The organism is Streptococcus suis (assembly GCF_002964045.1).
Taxonomy (GTDB): Bacteria; Bacillota; Bacilli; order Lactobacillales; family Streptococcaceae; genus Streptococcus; species Streptococcus suis_U.
In genome coordinates, this window is record NZ_POPB01000515.1 from 1 (window position 1) to 17,359 (window position 17,359).

Genomic DNA, 17,359 nt, shown 5'->3' on the forward strand with positions numbered 1-17,359 from the left:
TGAAAACTTTAAAAAACGGATTTTGATTGCTTTGAACATAAAGAAAGAGAGAACGAATTTCGTCCTCTCTAGGTGTTAGCTTTTCATCTACCCACTACAGTTGACAAAGAGCCATTTTTTATAATCCAAGTCGTTCAAAGATGTCATCAACACGCTTCGCATAGTAGTCTGGGTTGAAGAGTTCATCGATTTCTTCCTGACTAAGTTTAGCTGTCACACGCTCATCCGCTTCGAGAAGGGGCTTGAAGTCCACTTGATTATCCCATGATTGCGCAGTTTTTGGTTGCACCAAGTCATAGGCTTCCTCACGGGTCATACCTTTCTCAATCAAACTGAGCATGACACGCTGGCTATAAATCAAGCCAAAAGTTGACTCCATATTGCGTTTCATATTTTCAGGGAAGACCGTCAAGTTCTTGACGATATTGCCAAAACGATTGAGCATATAGTTGATAAGGATGGTCGTATCCGGCGTGATAATCCGCTCCGCTGACGAATGGGAAATATCGCGTTCGTGCCAGAGAGCCACATTCTCAAAAGCCGTCACCAAGTGACCACGCACCACACGAGCCAGACCGGTCATATTTTCAGAGCCGATAGGGTTGCGTTTATGGGGCATAGCAGAGCTGCCCTTTTGGCCTTTGGCGAAATACTCTTCGACTTCACGTTGTTCAGATTTTTGCAGTCCACGGATTTCTGTCGCCATACGCTCGATAGACGTTGCAATCAAGGCTAGGGCTGAGAAATATTCTGCGTGAAGGTCACGAGGAAGGACCTGGGTCGAAATTTCCTGCGGACGAATGCCCAATTTGCCACAAACATACTCTTCCACAAATGGAGGAATGTTGGCAAAGTTACCAACCGCACCTGAAATTTTACCAGCTTCAACGCCCTTGGCCGCTACATCAAAACGCTCCATGTTGCGTTTCATTTCGCTATACCAAGTCGCCAATTTAAGACCGAAGGTCGTTGGCTCCGCATGGACACCGTGAGTCCGCCCCATCATGATGGTGTACTTGTGCTCACGTGCCTTGTCAGCGATGATATTGGTAAAGTTTTCAAGGTCACGACGGATGATGTCGTTGGCCTGCTTGTAGAGGTAACCGTAAGCCGTATCCACCACGTCGGTCGATGTCAGACCATAGTGGACCCACTTGCGTTCCTCACCAAGACTTTCAGAAACCGCACGCGTGAAAGCCACCACATCGTGACGGGTTTCCTCTTCAATCTCTAAAATGCGGTCGATGTCAAAAGTCGCCTTCTCACGAATCAAGGCTACATCTTCCTTGGGAATCTCACCCAACTCAGCCCAAGCCTCATCAGCGAGGATTTCCACCTCCAACCAAGCACGGTACTTGTTCTCTTCACTCCAAATATTCGCCATCTCTGGGCGGGAATAACGATTGATCATGATTTATGATACAGAGGGCGTTAAGAAAGCGAGAGAAAAATAGGAAACTGACGCTGTGTGCTAGCACACAAGACAGTTTATCTTTTTTCCGACGCTTTTATCCCGAGTTCAATGACTCGAACTCACCCTCTTTCCTTTCCTTTTGTTTTAAAAATTGTTGATTAAGAAAATCCGTAGCCATATCCAGTTGATAGATTATGGGACCTTCCATTCTATATTAAATCTATATCAAATCTATATTAAGTCCATATTCAAACTTATCTGTCATGTTATTTGTTTTTTTCTTTTAAATAACTTGTTAACATTGGCCCGCCAAAAACAACTACTGCAGTAGAAATTGTACCGATATGCTTCTTCACAAATTTGACAGGTTTATTTAAATTTTTTCCGATTTTGTGCACTTGATTTTTATCCATTTGAAATTCCACCTCTCAGCAATTCCTCTCCTGTAAATTCAATTGCAATTATGTCGTCATCTGCCAATTCTGTCATACCAATTTGAGCAATAAATTCCGCAGGTTCAACACACCATTTCAACTGCCGTTCTAATTCATTATCAACATCTTGCAATTCAAGTAATTGTCCTACATATTCTTGGTTTTTTTCAACTAATAACTTTACAGGGGTATAAAGACTATCTATAAGTTGATGATTGCCAGTAATCATGTATGTCTTAGCTAATAGTTCCGTAGACTTTACAATATAAGAAAATTGTTCATTTAATTCTGAAAAACTTTCTAAAACATCTTGATTAAACTTCTCATCAAATACAGATTTTAAAAACAGTTGCCATTTTGAATTAGGAATAGAAATGTTCTTTTTAATCTCGTTTTCAAATTCCTTTATTAATGCTTCTCTCCCCTCATTAAGGTGACTTATGGAATTAAGTAATAAAACCTGCTTTTGGGGATTATCGTCTGGCATCATTAATGCCTGATTGATTGTACTTTCTGCTCCTAAAATCTTTGAACGCCTGTCATCTTTTAGGCCTCGTTTAACTTCCAAAACAATTTGTTTAACTTCGGTCAGTAATATTTCCAAATCAGCAATTTTTTGAGCGTTAGCTAATTGATTAACATTGCTAGTAACATTTTGAAACGCTTCTGGATTATCTAAAACAATTTTTTCTAATCTTGCTTTAGAGACAATTTCATTATTTGTTCCTTTTTTTACAAAATTAGGCAATAAAGCTGTTCTATCTGCTGTTCTTTGAAAATCTATTTCGCCATTTTGATATTTTTTTAATTGCTCTTTTGTAAACTTAACAACATACATCTCTTCTGCATTAATGTTCTGTTGGATTTCTTTGTAAGAATTTACGATTGTCGCAAAATAGTTACCAATCTGTTCCAAATTAATATTTTTATTTTTCAAAAATTGTACTGATAATTGTCTATCTTCATCTTTAGTAGCAATTTCTTCTCTTTTAATTGCTAATTCACTCATATACTACCTCCTAACCTGCTTCATCCTCCCCCAACACCGTCACGTGTCCCATTTTGCGGTTGTGCTTTGCTTCTATTTTACCATAGAGGTGCAAGTGGGCGCTAGGGTTTTCTTGAAGAAAGGTTTGGGCTGCTTCCATGTCTTGTCCCAAAACGTTAATCATAACTGCTGGAGAAAGCAGACGAATTGGAGGCAGGGGCTGGCCGAGAATGCCTCGGATATGGGTATCAAACTGTGAAAAATCACAGGCTTCAATAGAATAATGCCCCGAATTATGTGGTCGAGGAGCAATTTCATTCACAAGAATTTCTTGCCCTGCCACAAACATTTCAACACAGAGGGTGCCTGCTAAATGGAGCTTGTCTGCGATTTGCAGAGCCATGGTTTTGGCTTTTTCAGCAAGTTCATCTGAAATACGGGCAGGCACGATAGTTTTGTAAAGAATATTATTGCGGTGGATATTTTCCTGTACAGGAAAGACGGTGTAGTCGGAGCCATTGCCAGATACAAGGACGGAGATTTCCAGGTCGAAATTCACAAACTCTTCCAAAACACACTCAGCAGTATTTGCTAACTGACTGGCTTCTACCAAGTCCGCCTCTTCTCGAATGACCTTTTGACCATGTCCGTCATAGCCCCCAGTCGCTGTCTTTAAGACATAGTTTTTGCTGAGGTCCAGACCTTCTAGGTCTAGGCTAGATGTGACGACTTTGTAGGGGGCGACTTGCACGCCAGCTTTTTTTGCCAAAAAATCTTTCTCAAAAATACGGTTCTGGGAAATACGGAGCAGGTCTGTCCCTTGAGGGAGCTGGCCGTCCTTGATGACTGCGTCCAGTCCGTCGGCATCGACATTTTCAAACTCGTAGGTCAGGACATCGCACCGCTCCGCTAGCTGTTTGAGGGCCACCACATCGTGATAGGGAGCGACGATAACCTCGCTGACCTTGGAGGCTGGGCAGTCCGCCGCAGGATCTAGCGTGATAACCTTGTGGCCCATGTAAATAGCGGAAATAGCCATCATCTGCCCCAGCTGGCCGCCACCGATAATTCCGATTGTCTTAGATAAGGTCATCTGTCATCGCCTCCGCAATTTTTTCCTGTTCCTTGGCAAAATCTGCCAGCTGAGCTGCAATGGTTTGGTCTTCAATGGAGAGAATGCGAAGAGCGGTCAAGGCTGCATTGGTAGCACCTGCTTCGCCAATCGCCATAGTCGCAACGGGCACGCCGCCTGGCATCTGCACGATAGAGTAGAGCGAATCCACACCGCTTAATGCACGAGATTGAACAGGAACACCGATAACAGGCAGGCTGGTCTTGGCTGCTACCATACCTGGCAAATGAGCCGCACCGCCTGCTCCTGCGATAATAACCTTGATGCCACGACCACGCGCTTCCTCGGCATGACGGAACATGAGGTCTGGTGTGCGGTGGGCAGAGACCACTTTCTTTTCATAGGCTACACCAAATTTGTCTAGCACATCGGCTGCTTTTTTCATGGTTTTCCAGTCAGAACTAGAACCCATGATGATGGAAATTGGAATGTTCATACTTGTCTTTCCTTTTCTTTATCCCTTATTTAACGGCCTTACTTCCAATATCTGTCCGATAAAAGAGGCCTGTCGTATCCTGATTTTTCAGCTCCGAGTAAATTTTTTCCTGGGCTTCTTGGACGGTGTCTGCTGTGGTGACTAACATATAGACCCGACCGCCGTTTGATAGCAGTGCTCTGCTATTTTCCGCAAAACGAGCCCCTGCATAGTAGGTCGTTATGTCGCCCTCAGTCTTCGCTGGCAAGGTCACGCCTTTTTCGTAGTCCAGAGGATAGCCGTTTGATGCCACAACCACGCCCAGCGTCACGCCACTTTCCAGCCAAGTCAGCTGGGTCGGGCGTTTGTGGAGGATATCGTCGATGTTCTGAGCAAAGTCGGAGGTCAGACGAGGCAGGATAATCTGGGTTTCTGGGTCGCCAAAACGGGCGTTAAACTCGATGACCTTGGGACCTTGGTCGGTCAGAATCAAGCCAGCATAGAGCACGCCCAGATAAGACCGCCCCTCCGTAATCATGCCCTCAAGAATCGGCTTGACAATGGTGTCAACCGCTGTATCCACCACGCTTTGAGGCAGGTGGGGAACAGGAGCGTAAGCCCCCATACCGCCTGTGTTGGGACCTTGGTCGCCGTCAAAAGCACGCTTGTGGTCCTGGGCTGTCGGCAGAATGTAAAACTGGTCGCCGTTGACCAGGGCAAAGAGGGAAAACTCCTCGCCCGCCAAGAACTCCTCGATGACTACGCGGGCACCTGAGTCGCCGAACTTGTTGTCCAAGAGCATCTCCCGTGCCGCTTCGACCGCCTGCTCGACGGTTTCCGCCACGACTACACCCTTGCCCAGTGCCAAGCCGTCTGCCTTGACCACGATGGGTGCGCCCTGCTCTTCGATGTAGGCCTTGGCTTCTTCGAAGTTGGAAAATGTGCCAAAGGCTGCTGTTGGAATGCCGTATTTGACCATGATTTGTTTGGCAAAGTCTTTTGACCACTCCAGCTCCGCGGCGAGACGACTCGGGCCAAAAGCCTTTAGTTCCGCCTGTTCAAAATCATCAACGATACCTGCTGCCAAAGCATCGTCTGGACCAACAAAAGTCCATGCAATATCATTTTCCTTAGCAAAATTGATAAGAGAAGAATGTTCGGAAATTCCGATATTAACTAACTCAATTCCGTCTAAAGTCATTCCGTCATTACCAGGAGCAACAAAGACCTGTTCTACCTGATCAGATGCCAACAACTTCTTTGCAATCGCGTGTTCACGACCACCAGACCCGACAACCAAAAGTTTCATTTTTTCACACCTCAAAAACGGATTTTATATAAACAGTATAGCAAAAATGGACGGATTTTGATAGAAGGAACAGAAGAATGTTCGGGAATAGAAAAAGCTCACACGAGGTGAGCTACTACTTGATAAAATAATCACACACATAATTCAAGTTAGAAGGAGGAGAATAACTTGCAATAGCTTGTTCTTCTATTTTACTTGCCTGTCCCTTCTCATCTACCTTATATATTCTCTTAAGTTTTTCCCCTGAGAGTGTTGTATAATAGATTGTTAATTCTGGAGGAATATGCATGAAATCTGGAATATTAGATAGTAGATAATTAAAAATGGCCTCTTGATGCTTTTTGGAAATAATATAAATTTTTTGTCCTTCTGACAATTTAGGAACGATGGCATAATCGAGAGAATCCCCAAACTGAATTTGAAGATTAAACAAGGGTTGATTATTTACAATTTCAATAGAAAGTGCCTTATCTCGTTTATTGTCCGCACTATACGAATTTTGAAATGAATTTACTGCTAATTTTTTGGTGTTCTTATTACTTTGAATCAAACCATATCAATATTTATCGTGATAATAAACACAACTAGAAGATTTCACAACTTGATAGCTATAATCTATAAACAACTCTGGTCTCTGACTTACCTTAAATTTTTCTTTATCAATAAATAATTGAAAATGAAAAACAATAAAAGAAATACCAATACCAATGATAGCTCCATAAAAACTCAGCCAATCACCTAAACTATTATTTAAAACCCGTTGAATTTGAGTTAAATAGAGGGAAAATAGTGGACCTGATATAAAAATAAGGACAATAAGTAAAAAAACGACATACCAATTTTTCTTTAAATATCTAAACATACTAAGTACCTCTCCCAAAATATAATTTCGATATTAGTATACTAAATTATCCTAAAAATTCCAAGACCATTAAAACAGAAAAACACCTAACAATTATTAGATGTTCCTCTTTCTCTAAATTTCTCAATGTCTAAAATGTCTGACTCCTGTAAAGACCATGGTCAAGCCGTACTTGTTAGCCATGTCAATGGAATCTTGGTCGCGAACAGAGCCACCTGGCTGGATGATAGCCTTGATGCCTGCCGCTGCGATTTCTTCCACGTTATCAGCAAAGGGGAAGAAGGCGTCCGACGCCAAAACGGCTCCCTCCAAACGATCTTTGGCTTGCTCGATAGCGATACGGACGGACGCCACGCGGTTGGTTTGTCCCGGCCCCACGCCCAAGGTCATCTTGTCATTGGTAATGATGATGCCGTTGGACTTGACATACTTGGAGGACTTCCAGGCGAACTCCATAGCCGCCCACTCTTGATCGGACGGTTGACGCTCGGTCACCACCTGCCAGTCCGCTGGGCTTTCCACCACCACGTCCTGATCCTGCACCAAGAGCCCGCCGACAACGCCTGTGAACTCTTTTTCTACTTCGCTGACATCCTGTGCGTCAAAGGCCAGTTCCAAAATCCGAAGATTTTTCTTTTTATTGGTCAAAATAGCTAGCGCTTCTGCCGAGTAGCCCGGTGCGATGATGATTTCTAAGAAAATCGGGTGCATCTTTTCAGCCGTCGCAGCATCCACTTCCCTGTTCAGCACAACAATGCCTCCGAAAATCGATACTGGGTCAGCTTCATAAGCATAATCCCAAGCCTGTTCAATGGTTTCTGCCTGCCCGATACCGCAAGGGTTCATGTGTTTGAGAGCCACAACAGTTGGACGGTCCTTAAAATCACGGATAATCCGAATGGCCGCATCCGCATCACGAATGTTGTTGAAAGACAGCTCCTTACCATTTAACTGCTTAGCAGCTGCAATAGAATAGTCTGTTGGCAGGGCATTTTGGTAGAAATCCGCATTTTGCTGGGGATTTTCACCGTAACGCATAGGCTGATTGAGGTCATAAGTAAGGGTGAGTTTTTCAGGCTTATCTTCACCGACTTGCTTGGTGAAGTAGGCTGCAATCAGGGCATCGTAGGCTGCGGTGTGTCTGAAAACCTTGGCAGCCAATCGCTGACGCGTTGAGTAGGTCGTCTGTCCCTGCTCTGCTATTTCCCCTAAAACCGTCGGATAATCCGCCGGATCCACAACAACTGTCACGCTGGCGTGGTTTTTGGCTGCCGAACGGAGCATGGATGGACCGCCGATGTCGATGTTCTCCACCGCCAAGTCGTAGGTCACGTCTGGACGCAAGATGGTCTCTTTGAAGGGATAGAGGTTGACCACCACCAAGTCAATCAAGCCAATTTCATGGTCGCTAGCAGCTTGCAAATGGCTGTCCAAATCCCGACGCGCCAACAAACCACCGTGAATTTTGGGGTGCAGGGTTTTAACACGGCCGTCCATCATCTCTGGAAAACCGGTCACATCATCAATGGCAATAGTCGCTACGCCTGCCTGATCCAAGACAACCTTTGTGCCTCCTGTCGAGATAATTTCCCAGCCAAGTTTGATCAATTCCTGGGCAAGTTCTACGATGCCATTCTTATCTGATACGCTAATTAACGCACGTTTTGTCATGATTTCTCCTTATTGTCTCACTGCCCCCAACTCCTCCAAGACTGCTGGATAGAGTTGGTATTCTGCTTCATGTATTCTGGCTTCAAAGGTTTCTAAAGTATCGTCAGCCAGTCGGGGAACTCGGACTTGTTTGATAATTAGTCCTGTGTCAACGCCTCTATCAACCCAGTGAACTGTTACGCCACTTTCAGATACGCCTGCCTGCCAGGCATCTTCAATCCCATGAGCTCCTGGAAATTCCGGCAAGTAAGCTGGGTGGATATTGATGATCCGACCTTCGTACTGAGCCAGCAGGGTTGGTCCCACAATCTTCATATAGCCTGCCAAGACCACCAAGTCAATCTGGTGTTGGTCTAGCATTTGGATGATAGCTCCTTCGTAGGCCTGTTTATCTGCAAACTCTTTTAGTTCAAAAGCAAAGGCTGGTACACCTAGTTTTTCAGCCCGTTCCAAGACATAGGCGTTTCTGCGATCTGAAAAGACAAAGGCTACTTCAAACTGCTCTGCGATGACTTGGAAATTGGAGCCATTGCCTGATGCAAACACTGCTATTCGCTTCATTTGATGATCACACTCTTGTCTTCCTTGACGATGATGCGACCAATGGTGTAAACTTCCTCGTCAACTAGTTGACAGACACTGTCAACCTTGTCTGGACTGACTGCCATGACCAATCCGATTCCCATATTGAAAATTTCAAACATTTCTTCATGCTTGATGTGGCCGTATTTTTCAAGGGCCGTAAAGATTGGGAGGACTGGAATCTTATCCTCTTCAATCTCAGCTGCAAGATTATTAGCAAACATACGGGGAATATTTTCGATAAAGCCACCGCCTGTGATATGGGCAATGCCGTTGACCAGCCCTGCTTTTACCAGAGGCAACACCTGCTGGACATAGATACGGGTAGGCTCTAGGAGGACATCCTTCAGAGCTCTGCCATTGAGCTCTGGCAACAGAGCGTCGCCAGCAACATCCGCAAATACACGACGGACTAGGGAATAACCGTTGGAGTGGATGCCGCTGGAAGCTAGGCCGAGGAGAATGTCGCCCTCCTGGACCTTACTGCCGTCAATAATCTGGGACTTCTCCGCAATACCGACAGCAAAGCCAGCCAGGTCATAGTCATCCTCGCCGTACATACCAGGCATCTCAGCTGTTTCACCGCCAATCAGACCGCAACCAGCTTGGACACAGCCTTCTGCAACACCAGCCACCACCTGCTCCAGCTTGGCTGGTTCATTTTTTCCTGTCGCGATGTAGTCGAGGAAGTAAAGTGGCTCCGCACCTGCTGCGATGATGTCGTTGACACACATAGCTACGCAATCCTGACCAATGGTGTCGTGCTTGTCGTACTGAATCGCCAGCATGAGCTTGGTGCCGACACCGTCTGTTCCTGATACCAAGACCGGCTCTTTGACATCCAGTTTAGACAGGTCAAACATCCCGCCAAAACCACCGAGAGCTCCCATCACACCCAAGCGTTCTGTCCGAGCTACGTGTTTCTTGATGCGTTCAACAACTTCATATCCAGCTTCGACGTCAACACCCGACTGGGCGTAGGCATTTTTATTTGTCATTTTGATTCCTTTCAACAGTTTACAGGTCTGTCAAGTAACATTGACACCTCTGTCTTTACTTGACATTTTCAATGTAGAAACTCGTTTTCTCTTCTAGGCTACGGAGGTATTCTTCCTCATAGTCATATAGAGGAGTTGGAAATTCTCCGTCAAAATAGGCCACACAGAGTCCACCTTTTGGAGCATCGGTGTCGATACCAATGGCCTCTATCATCCCTTCAAGAGAAAGGTAGGTCAGACTGTCAGCTCCGATAATCTCACAGACTTCCTCAACGGTATGGTTGGCTGAAATCAGTTCACGACGGGTCTGAATATCAATGCCATAGAAACACGGGTACTTGAGTTCTGGGCTACCGATAGCCACATGGACTTCTTTTGCCCCTGCATCACGAAGAAGCTGGACAATGCGACGGCTAGTTGTCCCGCGAACAATAGAGTCGTCAATCATGACCACGCGCTTTCCTTTGACAACACTTGAAACAGCTGACAACTTCATGCGCACACCCTGCTCCCGCAATTCCTGGGTCGGCTGAATAAATGTCCGTTGGGTATATTGGTTTTTGATTAGACCCATTTCATTTGGCAAACCAGATTCTTCTGCAAATCCCATAGCAGCAGATAGAGAGGAATTGGGCACACCAACGACAATGTCTGCTTCCTGTTGAAATTCCTGGGCTAAACGACGTCCCATATTTTTACGAGCCGTGTGGACATTGACCCCGTGAATGACTGAATCTGGGCGAGCAAAGTAGACATACTCCATAGAGCAAACTGCCAGTTGCGTATCTCTTGTATAGCTGTCATATTGAATTCCTGAATCATCAATGACAACAATTTCACCAGGCTCCACATCTCGCACCCAGTCAGCACCCACTACTTCAAAAGCACAAGTTTCACTAGCAACAACCCAGGCACCATTTTTCATTTTGCCTATTGAAAGTGGTCGGAAGCCATTTGGATCCAGAGCTGCAACTAATTTGTCTTCCAACATAATCAAGTATGCAAAGCCACCTTTAACAGTATTGAGGGCTTCCTTGATTTTGCCCATAAAGTCTGGATTGTGACTGCGACGAATCAAGTGCATGAGAATTTCCGTATCGGAAGAAGAAGAGAAAATGGAACCATTTTTTTCCAATTCAGCCTTCAAACTGACCGCGTTGGTCAAATTCCCATTGTGTGCCAAGCCCACCTGCATATCTGCAAAATCAAAGAGGAAGGGCTGAATATTATTGATAGAAGCAGAACCAGAAGTCGCATAGCGGACATGACCAATGGCAGCCCTTCCAGTCAAGGCTTCTAAATCTGCTGGATTTTTGAAGACTTCTGCAATCAGGCCCGTTCCGCGATGGCGACGCAAATGCCCACCATCATTGGCCAAAATCCCTGCTCCTTCTTGCCCACGGTGCTGCAAGCTATGCAGACCGAAATAGGTCACCTGAGCAGCCTGCGGATGTCCCCAAATACCGAAAACACCGCATTCTTCGTTGAGTGATTTAACTTCGTATGTCATAGTTATTTTCCTGTAAAATAGCGAACTGCTGAAACAAAGAGCCCTTGGTCTTTCTTACCTGGAATATTCTGGAAAAGACCGTCCTCATAACGTTCTGAGTGTCCCATTTTCCCGATAATCTGACCGTTACGACTGGTAATACCTTCAATAGCATGGCTAGAACCGTTTGGATTGTACTTAGAATCCATGCTTGGCTGACCAGTAAAGTCAACGTATTGGCTGAAAATCTGCCCATTATCTCGCAAGATAGCGAATTCTTCGTCCGTCACGACAAATTTTCCTTCCCCGTGTGAAACTGGAATAGCGTGAATATCTCCGACTTGGACACCTGCTAACCACGGTGAGTTGACATTGGCAATCCGCGTTTCCACCATTTTGGCAACGTGTTGGTTGGCATCATTGTAGAAGAGGGTCGGACTGGTTTCACCCGCCTCCTCAAAGTTTCCATAAGGTAGCAAGCCCGATTTGACAAGGGCCTGGAAGCCATTACAGATACCGATGATGAGGCCACCTTTTTCGATGAAACGGTCAATAGCAGAGCGGACCTTGGCGTTTCGTAAGATGGTCACGATAAACTTAGCAGACCCGTCTGGTTCATCCGCAGCCGAGAATCCACCTGCGAAGAAAAGAATATTGGCCTTTTCAATGTTGTCAACCATGGTGTCAACAGACTGTTCAATACTTTCCGCATCCAAGGTCACAAATGGGACAAGATTGACTTTTGCACCAGCCTGTTCAAAGGCTTTGGCGGAGTCGTATTCTGAGTTGGTACCTGGGAAGACTGGGATGTAAACCACAGGTACTTCAACGGTTTCTTTTGCTTTTATAACTGCTGAACTGGTAATTGCAGGAACATCCTGTAAGTCTGTAGCCTGTTCAAATTCTGTTGGATAGACTTCTTCCAACTTACCTTCAAAGGCAGCTTGTAGGTCCTGTCCAGCAAGGTTGACACCATTGACAACCAGTGTAAAGTCTGGAGTAGTTTGTCCAATCTTCACAGCATCTGGAATGTCTTCTTTGGATGTGAAGACAAATCCTCCGAGCTGGCCTGTCAGGCTAGTTTCAAGGTCTGCAAGCTCAACTCTTGCTCCGACTTGGTTACCAAAGGACATGAGGGCTAGACTTTCTAGAACACCTCCGTACTTGACTGCACTAGCAGCCGTAATCGTGTAATCGCTCTGCCATTTTTCAAAAGTCTCAAAATTAGACTTGATCAAGGCGAAATCAATGTCTTCTGACAAAATCTGACCTGGTAAGTAGTAAACGTGCTCACCAGCCGCCTTGAACTCTGGCGAGAGGACCCTGCGGCTGTCTGCCGTGGTCACGCCAAAGGCAACCAGGGTCGGCGGAACGGTCAGGTCCTCAAAGGTACCAGACATGGAATCCTTGCCACCGATAGATGGCAGGCCAAGCTGAATCTGAGCCTCGATAGAGCCGAGCAGAGCCGCTACTGGCTGACCAAAACGCTCTGCCTGCTTGTCCATGCGTTGGAAATACTCCTGATAGGAGAAGCGAGCCTTGGACCAGTTAGCCCCTGTTGCCACCAAGCGTGCTGTCGCTTCAATGACCGCATAGGCAGCCCCGTGGTAAGGTGACCAGTCTGCCAAATAAGGATGATAGCCCTGAGCCATGACAGAAGCCGTTGTCGTCACACCATGTTGTACAGGCAACTTCTGCACAGAACTTTCTGTCGGAGTCAACTGGTGACGACCTCCGAGTGGGTGGTTGACGGTTGTGCGACCAATAGATGAGTCAAAAATCGTCTGCAAACCTTTCTGACTAGCATGGTTGAGGTCTGATAGAAGATCTTTCAAGTCTTCTTGCAGGGTTTCAGCAGATGTTTTACGCATTTCTGGAAAATTGACAGTGCTGTCAACGACCTTAGCATCCACCACCACGCGCACACCGTTTGTATCAAGGAAGGAACGCTCCAAATCAACAATGATTTGTCCATTCCAGGTCATGACTAGGTTTGGTTTTTCAGTCACTTTGGCTACGACAACTGCATGGATATTTTCCTGACGACAAGCTGCGATAAAGGTATCTACGTCCTCTGGACGGACAACGACACTCATCCGCTCTTGTGATTCCGAAATAGCAATTTCCGTTCCGTTCAAGCCTGCATACTTAAGCGGTACCTTGTCCAAGTCGATTTCAAGACCATCTGCCAGTTCCCCAATGGCTACGCAGACACCGCCTGCACCAAAGTCATTGGATTTTTTGATAAGGCGTGTAACGTTACCGTTGCGGAACAAACGCTGAATTTTGCGTTCTTCAATAGCATTTCCTTTTTGGACTTCCGCACCAGCTGTTTCCACAGACTTAACTGTCTGTACCTTGGACGAGCCTGTTGCCCCACCGATACCATCTCGACCTGTTTTGCCTCCCAGTAGGATGACTACATCGCCTGCAACTGGTTTTTCACGGACCACATTTTCCTTAGGAGCAGCACCGACCACGGCACCAAGTTCCATCCGTTTAGCGACAAAGCCTGGGTGGAAGTATTCACGTACATAGGTGGTCGCAAGACCAATTTGGTTTCCGTATGAAGAATAACCATGTGCCGCTGTTTTAGAAATGATTTGCTGCGGCAATTTCCCTGGGCGAGTAGCTGTCAGAGGCTGGGTAATATCGCCCGCACCTGAAATCCGCATGGCTTGATAAACATAAGAACGTCCTGACAAGGGATCACGAATGGCTCCACCGATACAGGTTGCTGCTCCACCGAAAGGCTCGATTTCTGTTGGGTGATTGTGGGTTTCATTCTTGAACATGAGGAGCCATGGCTCTTTTACGCCGTCCACATCCACTTCAATCTCCACCGAGCAGGCATTGATTTCATCTGACACTTCCATATCATCCAGACGACCATTGGCCTGCTCATAGCGACCAAAAATGGTCGCCATATCCATAAGCGTCTGTGGCTTATCTGTCCGACCTAATTCTGTCCGCATCGCCAAGTACTTGTCATAAGTCGCCTGCAATTGCTTTTGGAATTTTGAAGCTGAAAAGTCAATAGACCTGAGTTCTGTTTCAAAAGTCGTATGACGGCAGTGATCACTCCAATAGGTATCCAGGACCTTGAGCTCTGTTTCCGTTGGCACTCGACCGATTGACTTGAAATAGTCCTGAATATAGAGCAGGTCTTCCACTTCCATAGCCAAGCCAGCTTCTCGCTTGTAAGCCGCGAAATCCTCTGACCCATAACTAGCAAAGAAGTCCAAGCTTGGAATAGTAGCATCTGACACCGAAAACTCCTGAGCCACCAAAGGAGCATCCAAGTCCTTGAACCGCGAATCCACAGGATTCAGCAAATAATTCTTGATGGCAGCTAATTCTTCTTCCTGCACATCACCGTTCAAAATATAGAGCTGACCAGTATTGACACGCACCTCCTGACGACTGCCCAATAAGAGAAGGGCCTCCTGACTGCTGGCAGCCCGCTGGTCAAATTGCCCAGGAAGAGCCTCAATTGCAAAATATACAGCACCTTCCAAGCCTAGCTCAGCTTCCGACAAGACCTTGTCTGTCACCTGCTCTGTAAAGATGTGCTTGATGGCCTGCTCCAGCAAGCCCTCCTCCAAATGAAAGACATCATACACCTGCACCAGACGTACACTCGTCAAACTCGTCAGCTGCAAATTATGGGTCAACTCCTTGCGAAGAGCCTCCGCCTTAATCTGAAAATCCGTCTTCTTCTCAACAAAAATCCGCTTCGCCATTTTTTCCAATCCTTATTTCACTTCTTTTAACTTTGCCAATACGACCTCGTAAACCTCGGTCAATTCCCCGAGACCCCGACGAAAAACATCCTTGTCCAGATGGTTTCCATCCGCATCCCACAAACGACAATTATCAGGAGAAAATTCATCCGCCAATAATATCTGACCAGAAGAGTCAATCCCAAATTCTAGCTTGAAATCTACCAAACTTAGCCCAATCTGAGCAAACAAGTCCTTCAAGAATTCATTGATTCGTCTTGTTTCTTCCTTGATATAGGCGATCTGATCCTGACTAGCCAGTTCTAGAAAGGCAATGTGCTCCTCATTGATAAAGGGATCATCTAAATCATCTTTTTTATAGTAAAATTCCACGATTGGAGTAGTTAATACAATCCCTTCTTCTACCCCAAAACGTTTTGAGAAAGACCCAGCTGTCACATTTCGCAAAACCACCTCCAGCGGAATAATCTCCACTTTTCTATTTAACTGCTCCGTGTCAGACAGTCGCTTGATAAAATGTGTCTTTACACCTGCAGCATTCAACTTTTCAAAAATAAGCGATGAAATCAGATTATTGAGCCGGCCTTTACCCACAATCTGCTCTTTCTTGCCGCCATTAAAAGCCGTTGCCTGGTCCTTGTAAACTGCAACAATCTGCTCACTATCAACTGTAGCATAGATATCTTTAGCTTTTCCTGAATAGAGAAGGTCTGTTTTCATTAAAATGTTCGCCTTTCGTAAAATATTCTAGTCTTTTTGTTTATTCTATCACACAATATTCGTGTTAACAAACAAAAATCTAAAATAATATCGAATAAAAAGAAAAACGCCCGTAAACTACGAACGTTTTTGTAATTCTTCATAAATAAAATCCACAATATCAGATAGGGTTTCAAAGCGTTCAATGGCCGCATCCGGCACATCTACTCCGAACTCATCCTCTAAGGTCAGGACAAATTCCATGATTTCCACCGAATCTGCTGCAATATTATCGGCCAAAGTAGACTCAGGTTGAACGTGGAAGTCTTCCCCCTTCTCATCCTGAATCAATTCAACAACTCGCTGATAGACCTGCTCTCTAGTCATGACTCTCCTCCACTACTGAAAATTTGGCAACTGATTTATCCACAATACCTGCCTCCAAGATAGAACGCGTTTGCTTAATGGTATAGAAAATCGACTGTGCATCGCTAGAGCCGTGCGCCTTGATGACAGGTGCCTTCAGACCAAGCAAGACAGCACCGCCAGCTTTCTTATAGTCCATCGCCCCCAAGGCTTTTTTAAGAGTCGGCTTAACCAAAAGACCACCCAATTTGGCACGCAGACCGCCATTTTTGATAGCCCCCGTCAACTGACCAACGATGGATTTTGCAGTCCCTTCAACTGTTTTCAGCACAGCGTTTCCCGTGAAACCATCCGTCACGACCACATCCGCCACGCTGTTGAGCAACTCACGCGCCTCCACATTGCCGATAAAGTTGATCGACTTGTCTTCTGACAAGAGTTTATAAGCCTCTTGGTGAACTGGCGTGCCCTTGGTATCTTCCGTACCGTTGTTCAAAAGTCCCACACGAGGTTGTTTGACACCACGCACGTGCTCCGCGTAAAATGAGCCAAGAATACCATACTGATAGAGGTGATGAGCTGTATTTTCAGCATTTGCTCCCAAGTCCATCATATCAAATCCCTTACCGTCCATAGTCGGCAAGGTAGACATAAGACCAGGACGGTCGATGTTCTTGATGCGACCGACGACAAAGACGCCTGCCGCCAAAAGAGCACCCGTATTTCCAGCTGACAAGACTGCATCTGCCTGACCATCCTTGACAGCCTTGGTCGCTAGGACCATCGAAGCTTCTTTCTTACGACGAATCGCCTTGACAGGCTCATCATCTGAATTGATTTTCTCCGTGGTATGAACAATGCTGACACGCTCTGTCGCTGTCAAATACTGCTTGATTTTAGCCTCATCACCATAAAGTTGAATGTCAATGTCTGGAAAGGCAGCCAAGGCTTGATTGACACCTTCTACCACTGCCTGAGGGGCGTGGTCCCCACCCATAGCATCTACTGCAATACGTTTCATCTATCTAGTTCCTTCACTTTAGTCTTAGAGATATTATAGCACGATTTTAACTTTTTTCCTATTATAGTCTTTTAGTTTACTTTTAGTACTAGGCAACGAGCCGCAGGCATAACTGGAGTTAGGCAAGGCGAGTTAACGAAGTAATAAAAGAAAAACTGATATGTAAAGCCCTTTGTCAAGTAAAAACAATCGAACTGATAAAAAAATGAAAAGTATCTAGAAAGAGCCTAGTTCTT

16 protein-coding genes are annotated in these 17,359 nt (G+C 45.5%); all 16 read right to left on the reverse strand.

Annotated features, from left to right (window positions below):
• Positions 1-118 precede the first annotated feature (118 nt).
• The 16 genes from purB to plsX all read right to left on the reverse strand — a co-directional run bounded on the left by purB (position 119) and on the right by plsX (position 17,123).
• A complete protein-coding gene (gene purB, locus C1E99_RS12345; RefSeq protein ID WP_105207691.1) occupies positions 119-1,411 on the reverse strand; it encodes an adenylosuccinate lyase in 1,293 nt (430 codons plus the stop codon).
• Between the two features lie 269 nt (positions 1,412-1,680).
• Positions 1,681-1,827 carry a hypothetical protein gene (locus C1E99_RS15035; RefSeq protein WP_193441817.1) on the reverse strand — a complete coding sequence of 49 codons (147 nt, stop codon included), beginning with the start codon at positions 1,825-1,827 and terminating at the stop codon, positions 1,681-1,683.
• A complete protein-coding gene (locus C1E99_RS12350; protein WP_105207692.1) occupies positions 1,820-2,857 on the reverse strand; it encodes a hypothetical protein in 1,038 nt (345 codons plus the stop codon). Before C1E99_RS12350 ends, C1E99_RS15035 begins: the two co-directional genes overlap by 8 nt.
• Before the next feature lie 10 nt (positions 2,858-2,867).
• A complete protein-coding gene (purK, locus tag C1E99_RS12355) occupies positions 2,868-3,929 on the reverse strand; it encodes a 5-(carboxyamino)imidazole ribonucleotide synthase (protein WP_105207693.1) in 1,062 nt (353 codons plus the stop codon).
• Positions 3,916-4,404, reverse strand: a complete 489-nt coding sequence (gene purE / locus C1E99_RS12360; RefSeq protein WP_105207694.1) for a 5-(carboxyamino)imidazole ribonucleotide mutase — start codon at positions 4,402-4,404, stop codon at positions 3,916-3,918. Before purE ends, purK begins: the two co-directional genes overlap by 14 nt.
• Positions 4,405-4,429: 25 nt before the next feature.
• Positions 4,430-5,692 carry a phosphoribosylamine--glycine ligase gene (gene purD / locus C1E99_RS12365; protein ID WP_105207695.1) on the reverse strand — a complete coding sequence of 421 codons (1,263 nt, stop codon included), beginning with the start codon at positions 5,690-5,692 and terminating at the stop codon, positions 4,430-4,432.
• A gap of 115 nt (positions 5,693-5,807) precedes the next feature.
• Positions 5,808-6,242: a hypothetical protein gene (locus C1E99_RS12370; protein WP_105207696.1), complete on the reverse strand. Its 435-nt coding sequence runs from the start codon at positions 6,240-6,242 to the stop codon at positions 5,808-5,810.
• A 6-nt stretch (positions 6,243-6,248) separates the two neighbouring features.
• Complete coding sequence (locus C1E99_RS12375) at positions 6,249-6,554, reverse strand: hypothetical protein (protein ID WP_105207697.1); 306 nt, start codon at positions 6,552-6,554, stop codon at positions 6,249-6,251.
• A 123-nt stretch (positions 6,555-6,677) separates the two neighbouring features.
• Positions 6,678-8,225 carry a bifunctional phosphoribosylaminoimidazolecarboxamide formyltransferase/IMP cyclohydrolase gene (gene purH, locus C1E99_RS12380; RefSeq protein WP_105207698.1) on the reverse strand — a complete coding sequence of 516 codons (1,548 nt, stop codon included), beginning with the start codon at positions 8,223-8,225 and terminating at the stop codon, positions 6,678-6,680.
• 9 nt (positions 8,226-8,234) lie between these two features.
• Positions 8,235-8,786, reverse strand: a complete 552-nt coding sequence (purN, locus tag C1E99_RS12385; RefSeq protein ID WP_105207699.1) for a phosphoribosylglycinamide formyltransferase — start codon at positions 8,784-8,786, stop codon at positions 8,235-8,237.
• Positions 8,783-9,805: a phosphoribosylformylglycinamidine cyclo-ligase gene (purM, locus tag C1E99_RS12390; protein WP_105207700.1), complete on the reverse strand. Its 1,023-nt coding sequence runs from the start codon at positions 9,803-9,805 to the stop codon at positions 8,783-8,785. The genes purN and purM overlap by 4 nt, the downstream gene beginning before the upstream one ends.
• 55 nt (positions 9,806-9,860) lie before the next feature.
• Positions 9,861-11,315 carry an amidophosphoribosyltransferase gene (gene purF / locus C1E99_RS12395; RefSeq protein WP_105207701.1) on the reverse strand — a complete coding sequence of 485 codons (1,455 nt, stop codon included), beginning with the start codon at positions 11,313-11,315 and terminating at the stop codon, positions 9,861-9,863.
• A 2-nt stretch (positions 11,316-11,317) separates the two neighbouring features.
• Positions 11,318-15,037, reverse strand: a complete 3,720-nt coding sequence (locus C1E99_RS12400; protein ID WP_105207702.1) for a phosphoribosylformylglycinamidine synthase — start codon at positions 15,035-15,037, stop codon at positions 11,318-11,320.
• A gap of 12 nt (positions 15,038-15,049) precedes the next feature.
• Entirely contained in the window at positions 15,050-15,757 is a 708-nt protein-coding gene (purC, locus tag C1E99_RS12405) for a phosphoribosylaminoimidazolesuccinocarboxamide synthase (protein WP_105207703.1), read from the reverse strand.
• Between the two features lie 117 nt (positions 15,758-15,874).
• Positions 15,875-16,123: a phosphopantetheine-binding protein gene (locus C1E99_RS12410; protein WP_029186656.1), complete on the reverse strand. Its 249-nt coding sequence runs from the start codon at positions 16,121-16,123 to the stop codon at positions 15,875-15,877.
• Positions 16,116-17,123, reverse strand: coding sequence for a phosphate acyltransferase PlsX (gene plsX / locus C1E99_RS12415; protein ID WP_105207704.1), 1,008 nt, complete (start codon positions 17,121-17,123; stop codon positions 16,116-16,118). The genes C1E99_RS12410 and plsX overlap by 8 nt, the downstream gene beginning before the upstream one ends.
• Positions 17,124-17,359: the final 236 nt, after the last annotated feature.